The organism is Microbacterium sp. NFH-22A-Y (assembly GCF_021401375.1).
GTDB lineage: Bacteria > Actinomycetota > Actinomycetes > Actinomycetales > Microbacteriaceae > Microbacterium > Microbacterium hominis.
In genome coordinates this window covers 1-13,434 of record NZ_JACBGF010000002.1, presented here as the reverse complement: position 1 = coordinate 13,434, position 13,434 = coordinate 1, and the positions used below count along the sequence as shown (strand labels likewise).

The 13,434-nt window shown below is 66.5% G+C and carries 12 protein-coding genes; 8 read left to right on the top strand and 4 right to left on the bottom strand.

Annotation, left to right across the window (positions count from 1 at the left end; genetic code table 11):
* Positions 1-19: 19 nt before the first annotated feature.
* Complete coding sequence (locus L0965_RS06035; protein WP_005054987.1) at positions 20-1,390, bottom strand: NAD-dependent succinate-semialdehyde dehydrogenase; 1,371 nt, start codon at positions 1,388-1,390, stop codon at positions 20-22.
* A 212-nt stretch (positions 1,391-1,602) separates the two neighbouring features.
* On the opposite strand from L0965_RS06035, the gene L0965_RS06030 reads away from it, so the two are divergent.
* Both L0965_RS06030 and L0965_RS06025 read left to right on the top strand, forming a co-directional pair.
* Positions 1,603-2,355, top strand: a complete 753-nt coding sequence (locus L0965_RS06030; RefSeq protein ID WP_005054989.1) for an enoyl-CoA hydratase/isomerase family protein — start codon at positions 1,603-1,605, stop codon at positions 2,353-2,355.
* Positions 2,352-3,200 carry a 3-hydroxyacyl-CoA dehydrogenase family protein gene (locus L0965_RS06025; protein WP_005054991.1) on the top strand — a complete coding sequence of 283 codons (849 nt, stop codon included), beginning with the start codon at positions 2,352-2,354 and terminating at the stop codon, positions 3,198-3,200. The genes L0965_RS06030 and L0965_RS06025 overlap by 4 nt, the downstream gene beginning before the upstream one ends.
* Before the next feature lie 28 nt (positions 3,201-3,228).
* Here the strand turns inward: L0965_RS06025 and L0965_RS06020 are convergent, their stop codons facing one another.
* The 3 genes from L0965_RS06020 to L0965_RS06010 all read right to left on the bottom strand — a co-directional run bounded on the left by L0965_RS06020 (position 3,229) and on the right by L0965_RS06010 (position 6,141).
* Positions 3,229-4,287, bottom strand: coding sequence for an alcohol dehydrogenase (locus tag L0965_RS06020; protein WP_005054993.1), 1,059 nt, complete (start codon positions 4,285-4,287; stop codon positions 3,229-3,231).
* A 102-nt stretch (positions 4,288-4,389) separates the two neighbouring features.
* On the bottom strand, positions 4,390-5,289 hold the full coding sequence (locus L0965_RS06015) for a LysR family transcriptional regulator (protein WP_005054995.1): 900 nt from the start codon (positions 5,287-5,289) through the stop codon (positions 4,390-4,392).
* Between the two features lie 96 nt (positions 5,290-5,385).
* Positions 5,386-6,141 carry an SDR family NAD(P)-dependent oxidoreductase gene (locus L0965_RS06010; RefSeq protein ID WP_005054998.1) on the bottom strand — a complete coding sequence of 252 codons (756 nt, stop codon included), beginning with the start codon at positions 6,139-6,141 and terminating at the stop codon, positions 5,386-5,388.
* A gap of 152 nt (positions 6,142-6,293) precedes the next feature.
* Here L0965_RS06010 and L0965_RS06005 point away from each other — a divergent pair, with 152 nt between their 5' ends.
* The 6 genes from L0965_RS06005 (at position 6,294) to L0965_RS05980 (ending at position 13,328) form a co-directional block, all read left to right on the top strand.
* Complete coding sequence (locus L0965_RS06005; protein ID WP_232783957.1) at positions 6,294-7,619, top strand: CaiB/BaiF CoA-transferase family protein; 1,326 nt, start codon at positions 6,294-6,296, stop codon at positions 7,617-7,619.
* Positions 7,561-8,823 carry an acyl-CoA dehydrogenase family protein gene (locus tag L0965_RS06000; protein WP_234057956.1) on the top strand — a complete coding sequence of 421 codons (1,263 nt, stop codon included), beginning with the start codon at positions 7,561-7,563 and terminating at the stop codon, positions 8,821-8,823. The genes L0965_RS06005 and L0965_RS06000 overlap by 59 nt, the downstream gene beginning before the upstream one ends.
* A gap of 30 nt (positions 8,824-8,853) precedes the next feature.
* On the top strand, positions 8,854-10,029 hold the full coding sequence (locus tag L0965_RS05995; RefSeq protein ID WP_005055005.1) for a thiolase family protein: 1,176 nt from the start codon (positions 8,854-8,856) through the stop codon (positions 10,027-10,029).
* 523 nt (positions 10,030-10,552) lie between these two features.
* Positions 10,553-12,310 carry a P-loop NTPase fold protein gene (locus L0965_RS05990; RefSeq protein WP_198553654.1) on the top strand — a complete coding sequence of 586 codons (1,758 nt, stop codon included), beginning with the start codon at positions 10,553-10,555 and terminating at the stop codon, positions 12,308-12,310.
* A gap of 338 nt (positions 12,311-12,648) precedes the next feature.
* Positions 12,649-13,077 carry a hypothetical protein gene (locus tag L0965_RS05985; RefSeq protein WP_101305222.1) on the top strand — a complete coding sequence of 143 codons (429 nt, stop codon included), beginning with the start codon at positions 12,649-12,651 and terminating at the stop codon, positions 13,075-13,077.
* Positions 13,074-13,328: a hypothetical protein gene (locus L0965_RS05980; protein ID WP_234057955.1), complete on the top strand. Its 255-nt coding sequence runs from the start codon at positions 13,074-13,076 to the stop codon at positions 13,326-13,328. The genes L0965_RS05985 and L0965_RS05980 overlap by 4 nt, the downstream gene beginning before the upstream one ends.
* Positions 13,329-13,434 lie beyond the last annotated feature (106 nt).

Below are 13,434 nucleotides of genomic sequence, written 5' to 3'. Positions count from 1 at the left end.
GAGGCGTTACACGGGGATATCAGGCGGGGGTTCGGATGAGCTTCTTGTTCGCGAACTCGTCCATGCCGTACCGGGCGAGTTCGCGTCCGACGCCGGAGCGCTTCACGCCGCCGAAGGGGAGGTCCGGTGCGCTGCGGCTGGTGCTGTTGATCCACACCATCCCGACCTCCAGTTCGCGGGCGATCTGCGCGGCTGCCAGAGGATCCTGCGTGAAGACGCTGCTGGACAGCCCGAAGGGCGACTCGTTGGCCAGGGCGACCGCGGCCTGCGGGGAGGGCACCCGGTACACGACCGCGGTCGGTCCGAACAGCTCCTCCTCGTAGGCTCGCATCAGCGGGGTGACCCCGGTGAGCACGCTGGGCGGGTAGAAGGCGCCCTCTCGGCGTGCACCGGGGGCGATGTGCAGGGTGGCGCCCTTGGCGACCGCGTCCTCGACGAGCTCCTCGAGCTCATCTCCGGCATCCGCGGACGCCAACGGGCCGAGGAACGTGTCGGGGTCCGTGGGGTCGTCGGGGATGATCTTCGTGATCGCGTCGATGAACTTCCGAGAGAACTCGTCGTAGACGGCATCCACGACAATGAACCGCTTGGATGCCGTGCACGCCTGGCCGCCGTTGGCGATGCGGCCGCGTACGCCGGCTGCCACGGCCGCGTCGACGTCAGCATCCTCTAGGACGATGAACGGGTCCGAGCCGCCCAGCTCGAGGACGACCTTTTTCATGTGCCTGCCGGCCACCTCGCCGACAGCCGAGCCCGCCTTCTCGGAGCCGGTCAGCGACACCCCTTGCACGCGCGGGTCGGCGATGATGCCGGCAATCTGGCGGCTGTCTACGAACGCGTTGATGTACGCGTCGGCTGGAAGCGCGGCGTCGTGGAGCACGCGTTCGATGGCGAGGGCGGACTGCGGGCAGTTGCGGGCGTGTTTGAGGATGATCGTGTTGCCCAGTGCGAGGTTGGGGGCGACAAACCGGGCCACCTGGTAGTAGGGGAAGTTCCACGGCATGATCCCCAACAGCGGCCCGATCGGCTCGGTGCGGACGAGCGCTTCCCCTCCGCCGACGATGTCGAGGGTCTCGTCGGCGAGGAACGCTTCGGCGTGGTCGGCGTAGTACTGGTAGATCGAGGCGACCAGCTCGACTTCCCCGCGGGCCTGCGTGACGGGTTTGCCGACCTCGAGTGTCAGCAGCGCGCTCAGTTCATCAATGCGGTCCCGGTGCAGCTGCGCCGCGCGTGCCAGGATCCCCGTCCGTTCGGCGAGCGGCAGCTCCCGGTACTTGCGGTAGGCCGTGTGCGAGCGGGCGACGATGTCGGCCACGTCCGCATCGCCGATCACGGCGTACTCGGCGACCGTCTGACCGGTGGCTGGGTTGATGGTCCGGTATGCACCCATCGTGGTCTCCTCGCTTCATTGCTGTCGTGCGTCTCACGGGCCACGCCCGCCCAGATCGGCGGTCGTCTGGCGCGGTACTGCCCTCTCAGCCTGTCGCGCCGTGGCCGAGTTCGTCCAATACTGATCCCGGTCCAGATTGATGACGATGGCGCATCAGATGTACGTGGATCGGGTATTGGACGCGCATTGATCGGTGATGGGAGGCTGGGACGGTGACCACTCTGATACTCCGCGAGGGCGCGGACCGGCTTCACGTCGAACTGAACCGTCCTGACGTGCGAAACGCGATCAACGACGACATGGTCGACGAACTTCACGCGGTATGCACGAGCCTGGAGCGAGAGCCCCGCATCCTGATTCTCACCGGAACCTCTACGCCCGAACGGGGTGTGTTCGCGGCTGGCGCAGACATCCGGCAGCTGCTCGAGCGCGGCCGCGACGAAGCGCTGGCCGGCATCAACTCCGGGCTGTTCATCCGTATCGCGCGGCTGCCGATGCCGGTGATCGCTGCGGTCGACGGGTTCGCGATCGGGGGCGGTGCGGAACTCGCGTACGCGGCCGACATCCGGATCGCGTCCACCCGCGCCGTGTTCGGCAACCCCGAGACGGCGATCGGAATCCTGGCCGCGGCCGGGGCGACCTGGCGGCTCGCCGAGCTGGTGGGGGAGCCGCTGGCCAAGGAGATCCTGTTCACGGGGCGCCGGCTGGACGCCGAGGAGGCGCTGCGGTGTGGGTTGGTGGCCTCGGTGCATGAACCCGACCAGTTAGCGGCGGCGGCGGATACCGTCGCCGATCGGATCGCTGGCCAGGATCCGCTCGCCCTCCGCGTCTCGAAGCGCGTGCTCGCTGCGCCGCGGGACGCCCACCCCCTTGTCGACGAACTCGCGCAGGCGATCCTGTTCGAGTCGGACGCCAAGACGCAGCTGATGACCCGATTCCTCAACCGTTCTCAGGAGACCCGATGATCACTGTTCCCTCCACCGTCGGCGTGATCGGGGGCGGCCGCATGGGCGCCGGTATCGCGCAGGTATTCGCTCAGGCGGGCGCGCAGGTCACCGTGATCGAACGCGACCCGGCAGCGGCGGGCGCGGCCGCCGCGCGGTTGGCCGATGGGATCCGCAAGGCCGCGGAGCGGGATGCCTCGGTCGACGTCGACGCAATCGCCGGCCGCGTCGCGGCCAGCGCCGACTACGAGGCGCTGCGGAATGCCGAGCTCGTGATCGAAGCGGTCCCAGAGACATTCGCACTCAAGGTCGAGGCGATGCAGAGAGCAGAGGGGATCGTGGAGGAGTCGGCGTGGCTGGCCACGAATACCTCATCGTTGTCGGTGACAAGGCTCGCGGCGCAGCTCGCGAGGCCGGAGCGCGTGTGCGGACTGCACTTCTTCAATCCGGTGCCGCCCTCGTCACTCGTCGAGATCGTGCTGACGCCGTCGACCGACCCGGACCTGCGGCAACGGGCGGAGCAGTGGGTGACATCGCTGGGGAAGACCCCGATCGTCGTCAACGACGCGCCCGGCTTCGCGAGCTCCCGCCTGGGCGCGGCAATCGCGCTGGAAGCGATGCGGATGCTCGAAGAGGGGGTGGCCAGCGCTGAGGACATCGACACGGCGATGGTGCTGGGATACCGTCACGCGACAGGTCCGTTGCGCACCTCCGATCTTGTCGGGCTGGACGTGCGTCTCGGGATCGCCGAATACCTCTATGAGACGCTCGGCGAGCGGTTCGCCCCGCCGCAGATCCTCCGCGACAAGGTCGCGGCCGGGGAGCTGGGACGCAAGACGGGACGCGGCTTCTTCGACTACGCGTGAGTCGTGGCCGGCTGGACGCCCGGCGCGGTCACGCGCTGAGCACGATCCGGCCGGGCACGCCGCCCGCGGCGAGCCGGTCCAGCGCATCCTGCACCGCCGTCGCAGACAACTCCCCGTCGATGATCGGGAGATGCGGGAGCGCGCCGCGCCGCGCGAGCCCGACGAGCTCCTCGAGCTCGCCGAGGGACCCGACGAAGCTTCCGCGGATGGTGATGATCTTCAGAGTGAGCAACGCGGTGGGGATGACCAGCTCTCCGCCGAACAGCCCGACCTGAACCATCGTTCCGCCCTTGCGGAGCGCGGCGAACGCAGCGGGAGCTGTTGTGGAGTTGTTGACGAAGTCCACGATCGCCGCGACCGGCCCACCGGCGCCGGCGACGATGGCGGCGGCAAGGTCTTCCTGGCGGGCGGAGATCGTCGTGGTCGCTCCGAGCTGCCGCGCCAGTTCCAGATTGCGCTCCTGCAGGTCCACCGCGAGGACTGCTTCGTGGCCGAGCGCGCGCAGCGTGGCGATCGCCATCAACCCGACACCGCCGGCGCCTATCACCACGACCGGATCGGACGCGGTGGCCGGAAGGGCCTTGCGCGCGGCACTGTAGGCGGTCAGGCCGGAGCAGGCGAGAGTTGCGGCCCACCGCTCTTCGATCCCGGTGACGTCGAGGAGGTAACGGGGGTGCGGGACGAGGATAAACTCGGCATACCCGCCGTGGCGGGCGACGCCGAGGTTACGGGGCGAGGGGCACAGGTTCTCGTGACCTGCCTGGCATGCGTCGCAGGAGCCGTCGCCGATCCATGGGTAGACAAGGCGATGCTCACCCGGCGAGACCCCGTCGGCGTCGGGGCCGGCCGCTTCGACGACGCCGACGACCTCATGGCCGAGGACAAGCGGGTAGGTGACGCCCCGGTCGATCAGATTCAGACGCCCCCGGCTGCCGAGATCGTAGTACCCCTCACGCAGGTGCATGTCGGTGTGGCACACCCCGGAGCGAACAACGCGGAGGAGCACTTCGGTGCCCTCGGGCGTTGGTGTCGGCAGTTCCACATCGGTCACGGTGTGGTCGTCTTGGAAGATCGCGAACGCGTGCATGGTTGTCCTCGCCGTTGATATACGCACAGTGGACTCCACGCTTCCACTTCGTTCTGATTCTCTCCAATACCAAATGGCAGGCGGATTGATACCTGGCGACCCTTAGTCCTGCGGCGTCGGGAGGACGGATTCGGACAACCGGAGCACGGCGTGCAAGGCACGGTCGTCGCTGTCGCGCAGCCACGCCATCCGCAGCTCGACAGGTGCGACGTCGTCGGTCAGGCGCAGGAAGCGCAAGTGCGGGTCGGCGATGCTGTCGATCACCGAGGACAGGGTCAATGAGCAGCCGATCTCGGCGGAGACGAGGGACATCAGCGTCCACGAGTCCGGTGCGTGCTGGACGACATCGGCGTTGAACCCGGCGGCTCTACTCATCTGTCGCAGCCGCTCCAGCAGCAACGTGCCGGTCTGCGGTTGGAGCGACACGAACGGCTCACCCTCGAACTGCGCGATCGACACGGCACCGGCGTCGGCTAGACGGTGGGTCTCCGGGACGGCGATGACGAGTTCCTCGACAGCGATCACGCGGGTGCGCACGGCGGCGGGAATGTGGTCCCACCTGCCGAGGGCGATGTCGATGTCGCCGCGGGTGAGCAGCTGCATCGCCGGTTGGGCGAAGTGCTGGCTGAGCAGCTCGAGGTGGATGCCCGGGTGGTTCTGGTTGACCGCTCGGGCGAGCAATCCGACCATCACGTTGGAGGACGCACCCGCGTACGCCAGACGGACGTGACCGATCTCGCCCGTTCCGGCTGCGCGGGCGACCCTGCTCACCCTGTCCAGCGCGTCCAGGACCTCCTGGGCGGGGGCGACGAGGGCCTCGCCCACCGAGGTCAGCGTTACCTTGCGGGTGCTCCGCTCGAACAGCCGCGCACCCAACTCCCGCTCCAGCTGCTGGATGCCGCGGCTGATCGGCGGCTGCGCCATATGCAGGCGCTCGGCTGCCCGCCCGAAGTGCAGTTCCTCGGCGACGGCGAGGAAGGCGCGCAGCTGCTGCAGATCCATCCAGGGATTATTGCATAATCCGTACCGATGGAAGGTGGATTGGCATACAAGTCTGGATGAGTCGGCCGGGGTCGCGCAGACCCCGGCCGACCGAGATCACTGCGCGGTATAGCCGCCATCCACGACATACTCGGCGCCGGTGACGAAGGAAGCCTCGTCCGAGGCGAGGAAGAGCACGACGTTCGAGACCTCCTCGGGCTGGCCGGGCCGGTCGAGGATCGTCGTGGACAGCACGGCCTTCGTCGACTCCGGCGTCGCCAGCAGCCCCGTGGTCATGGGGGTGGCGATGACACCGGGATGCACAGAGTTCACCCGGATGCCGTACTTGGCCAGGTCCACCGCGCTGGCCTTGGTCAGCAGCCGGACGGCGCCCTTTGACGCCTCATACGCGGCGGCGCTCGGTGCGCCGACGATGCCGTAGATGGACGAGATGTTCACGATCGATCCGCCGCCTGAGCGGACCAGAGCAGGCGCCGCGGCCTTGGTGCCGAGGAAGACGCCCTTGGCATTGATGCGGAAGATGAGGTCCCACTCCTCCTCTGTGGTCTCCTCGACGGGCTTGAGGATGAGCACCCCCGCGTTGTTGACCAGGATGTCGAGCCGACCGAAACGCTGCTCGGCTTCTACCACGATCTCGTCCCACCTCGCCGCGATCGCGACGTCCTGCTCCAGCCCCACGGCCGTCCCGCCGTCACTGTTCGCTTCGGCGACGGTCTGCTCGAGCCCGGCGGAGTCGACGTCGGTGGCGAGGACGCTCGCCCCTTCCTGGGCGAGGCGGCGCACATGCGCGCGCCCCATCCCGTTCGCCGCGCCGGTGACGATCGCGACCTTGCCTGCAAGCCTGCTACCCATGGGTTCTCCTTAGCCTCATTGCTGATCACGCCCAGGCGCAGGCCGCTGTCGGCACCGTCGCCTCGACGCTCCCCAGGGTGATGTCCAAACGGGAGTCTCGAGTGTGCCGTTCTGGAACAGCCCCTCGTTTCATGAGATCACAGCATCAATACGTGTCCGATCAGGTATTGGACGGACATAAACGGCTGCTGGGAGTCTGGATGGACATGACGACGACTGAGGTGTTCCCGATGATGAAGAGCTCGCTCCCGGATGACCGGACGGTGCAGGACGTTCCCGGCGGCCCTTTCGACGGCCTCCTAGTCGCCGATTTCGGCCGGGTACTTGCCGGCCCTTACTGCACGATGCTGCTCGCGGACCTCGGCGCGACGGTCATCAAGGTGGAGAGCCCGCTGGGGGATGAGACACGCAGCTACCGGCCACCGGAGTACCGAGGCGAGTCGACCTACTTCCTCTCCATCAACAGGAACAAGCAGTCTGTGGTGCTGGACTTCCGCAACCCCGATGACCTTGTCCTCGCACAGCGTCTCGCGGCCAGAGCCGATGTGGTCACAGAGAACTTCAAACCCAGCGGGCTCCGGCGATTCGGCCTGGACTACGAGTCCGTCAAGCGGGAGAACCCCAATGTGATCTACGCGTCGATCACCGGCTTCGGCACCGCGGGAGGCGCAGGGCTCGCCGGCTACGACCTGCTCGCACAGGCACTGTCCGGACTGATGAGCGTGACCGGCGCGCCGGACGCGGAAGGATTCCGCGCGGGCGTTGCGGTGTTCGATGTGATCACCGGATTGCACACCTGCATCGCGATCACCTCCGCCCTTTACCACCGACAGCGTTCGGGAGAGGGACAGCACGTCGAACTGAACCTGCTGTCCTCCGCACTGTCGGGCATGGTCAACCAGACCGGCGGGTTCCTGCTCAGCGGGCAGTCTCCTACCCGGATGGCCAACGACCACCCCAGTATCTACCCCTACGCACCGTTCCCCACCCGTGACGGGGAACTGGTCCTCGCGATCGGCAACGATGTGCAGTTCGCCACGTTCTGCGACACCATCGGGCTGCCGCAGCTGGCCGCAGACACCCGCTTCGCGTCCAATGCGGACCGCAGCGCGCACCGAGACGCCCTGCGCCCGTTGCTGACAGCACGGCTGGCGTCCAAGACCGCATGGGAATGGTTCGACATCCTCAGCCCGTTGCAGGTCCCATGCGCGCCGGTCCTGGATGTTCGCGGAGGCGTCGAGTTCGCCGCCAAGATCGGGCTGGACCCGAGCGTTCCGGCCGGCACCGACGACCAGGCGGTGCCCACCATTCGCAACCCGATCACGTTCTCCCGCACCCCCGCGACCTACCGCACCGCGCCTCCTGCACTCGACCAGGATGGCGAGGCGGTCCGACGGTGGCTGCAAGACGCGGAAGGCGATGAAGACCACGTCGGCGGCCGGGTCACCGTCCCGGCGATTCGGGAAGAGGGACACTAAGATGACGATCACGACGACAGCACACCCGGTCGACACAGACTTCTACCAGATCGGCGATCTTCTCGGCGACGACGACCGCAACCTCATCACACGTGTGCGCGGATTCGTGGACTCCGAGGTCCTCCCTGTCATCAACGAACACTGGGAGTTGGCGGACTTCCCCTACCAGATCCTCCCCGCCCTGGGCGAGCTTGGGATCGTGGGCACCGCGATCCAGGGCTACGGCTGCCCGGGACTGACCCGACTGCAGACCGGCCTCGTCGCGATGGAACTGTCACGCGGCGACGGCAGTGTGAACACGCTCAATGCCGTGCACTCGGGACTCGCGATGGGCAGCATCGCACTGCTCGGCGACGACGAGCAGAAGCAGCGCTGGCTGCCCGAAATGGCAGCCCTCCGCAAGCTCGGCGCGTTCGCGCTGACCGAGCCCGAGCACGGATCAGACTCCGTTGCGCTGGAAACCACAGCCCGCCGCGAAGGAGACGTCTATGTGATCGACGGTGCCAAGCGGTGGATCGGCCTCGGCCATGTCGCCGACATCGTCATCATCTGGGCACGCGACACCGCAGACTCGAAGGTGAAGGCATTCGTCCTTGAGAAGAATGCCGATGGAGGATACCCCGACGGATATGAGGCCGAGGCGATCACCGGGAAGATCGCCAAACGCGCGATCCAGCAGGCGCACATCGAGATCTCCGGACTGCGGATCCCTGCCGGGAACAAGCTCGCGAAGTCGAGCTCCTTTCGGGACGTCTCCGCGATCCTCAATCGCACCCGCAGCACCGTCGCGTGGGAGGCGCTCGGGCACGCACTCGCCGCGTACGAGGCGGCAGCGGCCTACGTCCAGGAGCGCGTCCAGTTCGGCAAGCCCATCGCGAGCTACCAGCTGGTGCAGAACAAGCTGGCCAACATGCTCGCCGATCTCACCGCGATGCAGCTGCTCTGCTTCCGCACAGCCACCCTGCAGGATGAAGGCCGACTGACGAACGAACAGGCCTCGCTCGCGAAGATGTTCACCGGCGAGCACGCGCGTGCACTCTGCCGGGATGCCCGTGACCTCCTCGGCGGCAACGGACTCCTTCTGGAGAACCACGTCGCCCGCCACCTCACCGACATGGAAGTCGTCCACACGTATGAGGGAACCGACTTCATCCAGTCGCTCATCATCGGGCGCCAGATCACCGGAATATCGGCGTTCGCCTGACCCTCGGCCGACCACGGAAGGGAGCCCGCCATGACCGCGAGCTTTGTCTACGATGCTGTCCGCACCCCCTTCGGGCGGGCGGGTGGCGCGCTCAGCGGCATCCGGCCCGACGATCTCGCCGCAGTCGTCATGAAGGCGACCGTCGCGCGCATGGGCCTCGACCCCGCGCGCATCGATGACGTGATCTTCGGCGATGCGAACCAAGCAGGAGAGGACAACCGCGACGTCGCCCGTTTCGGGGCGCTGCTGGCAGGCTTCCCCACCAGTGTCACCGGCGTGACCGTCAACCGACTCTGCTCGTCGTCGCTGGAAGCGGTGATCCAGGCCGCCCGCGCTGTCGAGACCGGCGACGCCGGTCTCGTGCTCGCCGGCGGAGTGGAGTCGATGAGCCGGGCGCCGTTCATCGTGGAGAAGTCGCCGAGGCCGTGGCCGGCGGTCGGTAACCAGACACTGTGGAACACCTCCATCGGGTGGCGGATGACCAACCCGAAGCTGCCGAAGCAGTGGACCATCTCCAATGGAGAATCGGCGGAGAAGATCGCCCGAGAGTGGGGAATCTCCCGAGATGCCCAGGACGAGTTCGCCGTGCGCTCTCACCGGCTGGCAGCTAAAGCGTGGGCTGACGGGGTCTACGATGGCGAGATCGTGCACGTGCCAGGGGCCGACCTGGCACGCGACGAGGGCATCCGGGACGACACTTCCGTGGACAAGCTCGCCGGGCTTACTCCGCTGTTCGCGCGCGACGGCGAAGGCACCGTCACCGCCGGCAACTCCTCGCCGATCAACGACGGCGCTTCCGCCGTTCTGATCGCCGCGGAGGGTGCGCTGCCCGGCGAGCCACTCGCGCGGATTGCGGGACGCGGGGCGCATGGCGTCGATCCGCATCTGTTCCCGATCGCGCCGATCGAGGCGGCGAACAAGGCGCTCGCACGCGCCGGCCGGTCCTGGGCCGATGTCGACGTGGTCGAGCTCAACGAGGCGTTCGCTTCACAGTCGCTCGCATGCGTCGCCGGGTGGCCTGAACTTGATCCTGAGCGGGTCAACATCCACGGCGGAGCGCTGGCCATCGGCCATCCGCTGGGCGCTTCGGGGGGCCGCATTCTCGGGCATGCCGCGCATGAGCTTGCGCGACGCGGAGGCGGCGTCGCCGTCGTGGCGATCTGCATCGGCGTGGGTCAAGGCCTCGCCGTCGTGCTGGAACGGTGACAGTGAGACCGCGAGCATCCGTTCGTGGTGGGGTCATTGGCAGTCCCAGAGTCAACCGAAGCTTCAGCATTCCCCTCCGACGTTCTTCCTCGACGGTGAGATGCTCGAGCTCGGCCAGCTGCAGTGACCTCCAGCGCTCTCGCCGCCGTGACAGGCCGCTGACCAGACAGGGTCGGCGCGTCAGAGAGCGGTGTAGGAATCCGCCATTTCCCGTGGAATCCTGAGTCCGGGACCACCGCCAACTAGCGTGGAATCCCTGGGGTTATCCGCCATCTCGAGCGGGAACCTACAGTAGGTGTAGGTTCCACGCCGAAATGACATATTCCACGGGTAGTTGGCAGGCACTTGGCATCTCTGCCAAGTGCCGTGGACACGCGCTTGTGGCTGAGGCGTGTGGTTCTGGGGAGGGAGTCGGTTCCAGTCCGTAGGGTCGGAACGCTGGCCTGGGTTGAGTTGCGAAGCACTGGGGGTTGTTGTGGGGTCAGATTTTCGGTTGTGGTCGGATGAGCCATCGGCGACAGACTTGCTGTCGTTCGATGCGATCGCGGACACCGTGGTCGATGCGCTATTCGACGGTGAGCTGGATCCAGTTGCTCTCGGTCTTGAGGGCGCTTGGGGTAGCGGCAAGACGACGGTGCTGCATCTGATTGAAAATCGGATCGCCACGGAGAACGTGGATGGTCAAGTGGTTGTCGTGGTTCGGTCGAACCCTTGGCAGTACGACCCGGCAGTGGGCGCCAAAGAGAGTTTGATAGCCGAGATCCTCGGTGCGTTGAGTGCTGAGTTTGACGCGTCCGACCCTGTGGGATCGGCGGGTCTGACTGCACTGAAGGCGCTGGTGAAGCGTGTCAACTGGTCCAAGGCTGTGAAGATGGCGGCCCGAACGGCTTTGACCTTGCAGCTTCCGTCGTTGGACGACGTCTTCGACTTGGTCAGCGACGACCCCGAGTCACTCGATTCGCCCAAGGGCATGGCGTCTTTCAAGGAGGAGTTCCAGAAGCTGCTGGCCGACCCGGCGTTGGCGCATGTGTCGCGAGTCGTCGTGTTGGTCGACGACCTCGATCGATGTCTACCGCCGACTGTGGTCGAGACTCTCGAGACGATCCGCTTGTTCCTGTCGGTCCCGGGGATGTGCTTCGTCGTGGCTGCGGATGAGGCGCGGGTCGCGGAGGCGATTCGGATGCATCTTGGAACACCGCTTGTCGGGGACGGGCGAGAGAGTGTTGCGAGCTTGTATCTCCACAAGATCGTGCAGACGACGGTGCCAGTTCCGGCATTGAGCGCGTTCGACACGCGGGCATACTTGTTCCTACTTCTGGCGAAGCAGGAGTGCGGCAGTGATGATGCGTTCGCAGAGCTGGTGCGGGCGTGTGGTGAGCTGCGCGTCGCTGCCGGGAGCCTCGATGACCTGGAGCTGCCGGCGGATGGTTCGTTGCGGTCTGCGATGCAGAGCGCGGCGAGGTTGACCCCGATTCTGTATGAGAAGTTGCAGGCGAACCCGCGTCGAATCAAGCGGTTCATGAATGACTTGAACGTCCGGCAGTCGATCGCGGATCGGCGAGGGATTGCATTGTCGCCGGATGCGGTCGCGAAACTCATGGTGCTGGAGCGCACGTTGCCGACCGACTTCGACACTCTGCTCGGTTGGCTGAGCGCGGGGGTGCTGCGTCCCCGGCTGGAGCGTTTGTCCGAGGTCGCAGAGTCCGGCGCCGCCGCCGATCGCGGGGACGCAGATGATGGGGAAGGTGTCGACGAAGAGTCGTTCTCGGCAACCATGATCCGGTGGGCCAAGCTTCCGCCTGCCCTCGACGCGGCTGCGGCTGGCGGGTACTTGACGCTTGCGGCGGCGTTCCATGGTCGGCTGCTCGTCGACGAGGGGCTTCCGGAACAGTTGCGGGATATCGCTGCGGCATTGGCGTCAAGGTCGCAGATCGAACGTGAGGCGGTATCTCAGGACGAGCTACAGGCCTTGCCTCTGGGAGATGTGTCGGTGCTGCTCGATCATCTCGGCCGACGCCTCCAGGACGAGCCGGGCGTGCAGTTCGCGGCGGTGAACGCGATCATCACACTGGCGCGACTGCATCCGGCGGTACAGCAGGAGGCGCTCGTCGCCCTGGCTCGGCTGCGCGCGACCGATGTGAATGCCTCGACGGTGATGCTGTTCCGTTCCATCGAAGCTCAGTACGTCGATGTCCTTGAGGGGTGGCGCGTGGTGGGTGCCGACGATACCGACACCTCGAAGGCGCTGACATCGCTGCTCGGGCCGGTGGTGGCGTCCTGATGGGAACTAGTGGTGTGTACAAGGGAGGCGGCGGTGCAGCGGCTGCCGGACTGAGGGATGCGCTGAGCGACTGGCTTGACAGCGCATCCGCGCCATCGGCTCCCGCAGCTGGCGGCCCGACGATCGACGGGCGCCTGGATCCGAAGCGTGTGGGCGGGGCGTTGCGGTTGTGGTCCGGCCCGTCGGGTGGTGGCCGATCGGGTCGCGCTGGAGGATCCGGGAGCTCCGGTGGCGGCCGTTCTAGCGGCGGCGCGCAGCGCTCGGCCGCACGCGTAGCCGGCCCAGCCGGCAGCGCTGCGACTCTGTCGACCGCGTACTTGCGGGGTGAGCGCGCACCGTTGGAGGCGGCCGGGCTCGACCTCGATGAGCTTCGCGCCCTTGATGATCCGCTCGAGGTGCGCCGGCGCATCGTCGAGGCCGCGTTCGAGTCGGAACCTGACAGTACAATCGCCGATGGCGAGGCGCGACTGATCGTCGCAGACCTCGTGACGTGGACGCTGGAGACTCCGCGGGATCCGGCGCAGATCGTGCGCCACACGGTCGAGTTGATGATCGCTCGTTCCATCCTGACGGAGGTCGGCGACCGGATTCGACAAGAACCGAGGGCTGCGCTTCGGCGTTCCGCAGAGGATGAGATCCGACTCGCCGCGAAGGCATGGGCGATGCGATTCGATGTCGCCGCGGTGACTCTGGATGGCCCGTCCATTAGCGCGGCGGTCCAAACAGGCGTGACGGATCTTCTTGCTATCTATGGGGATGAGTCATGACGAGCATCGCTCTGTGTCTGTCCCGGGAGGATGCTGCCAAGAGCGGGGCGGACGAGGTGTTTTTGTGGGATGGCACGCCGGGCGATTCCTTCAATACGGGGTTACGACCGGACCTGCGCCAGCTCGGGACAGTTCCTTCGATCAATGCCGACTTCGTTCGTGTGGCCCTCACCGTCTATGTCGCAGACCATTCGGTGAGACGTGAACGGGGTGGATCGAACTGGAATCAGCGCGACCTAGGGCGTGTCTGACAAAGGTTGAGGGGATCGGTTGAGACGCTGGAGCGGTGACGCGGTTTCGGTTGCTTACGGATGCTCAGTGGTCTCTGATCGATGGGATGTTGCCGAGGCCGACGGG